This window comes from Streptomyces sp. 6N223, assembly GCF_052246635.1.
GTDB lineage: Bacteria > Actinomycetota > Actinomycetes > Streptomycetales > Streptomycetaceae > Streptomyces.
The window spans coordinates 1-645 of sequence record NZ_JBQQCA010000161.1 but is presented as its reverse complement, the minus strand read 5'-3'; the positions used below and the strand labels follow the sequence as shown (position 1 = coordinate 645).

At 73.8% G+C, this 645-nt stretch carries 1 protein-coding gene; it reads left to right on the top strand.

The annotated features are described in order from the left end of the window. The coding region (locus ACTWQH_RS32820; protein ID WP_443290466.1) for a ketoacyl-synthetase C-terminal extension domain-containing protein at positions 1–645 on the top strand (645 nt) is incomplete at both ends.

Here is a 645-nt window from a genome sequence, read left to right as displayed (position 1 = left end):
CCCTCAAGTCCAACATCGGCCACACCCAGGCGGCGGCCGGCGTCGGCGGCATCATCAAGATGGTCATGGCCATGCGCAACGGGCTGCTGCCGCAGACCCTGCACGTGGACGAGCCGACGCCCCACGTGGACTGGGAGGCGGGCGCCGTCTCGCTCCTGGCCGAGCCCCAGCCGTGGGAGCCCAACGACCGCCCGCGCCGGGCCGCCGTCTCCTCCTTCGGCATCAGCGGCACCAACGCCCACGTGATCCTCGAAGAGGCGCCGGCCGCGGAGCCGGCGGAGTTGCCCGAGCCGACGACGGACGACGCATCGGGCGTGGTCCCGCTGACGCTGTCGGCGAAGACGGGCGAGGCGCTGCGGGAGCAGGCCCAGCGCCTGCTCGGGGTCGATGCCGACGCCGGTGACGGCCGGCTGGCCACTGCCCACGCCCTGCTGGGGCGTGCACGGTTCGAGCACCGCGCCGTGGCGTTCAGCGCCGACGCCCTCGCCGCGCTCGCCGCCGACGAGCCCCACCCCGACCTGGTCACGGGCAGTGTGGTGGCGGGGAAGACGGTGTTTGTGTTTCCCGGGCAGGGTTCGCAGTGGCCGGGCATGGGCCAGCACCTCATGGCCACCGAGCCGGTCTTCGCCGACCACATCCAGGCCT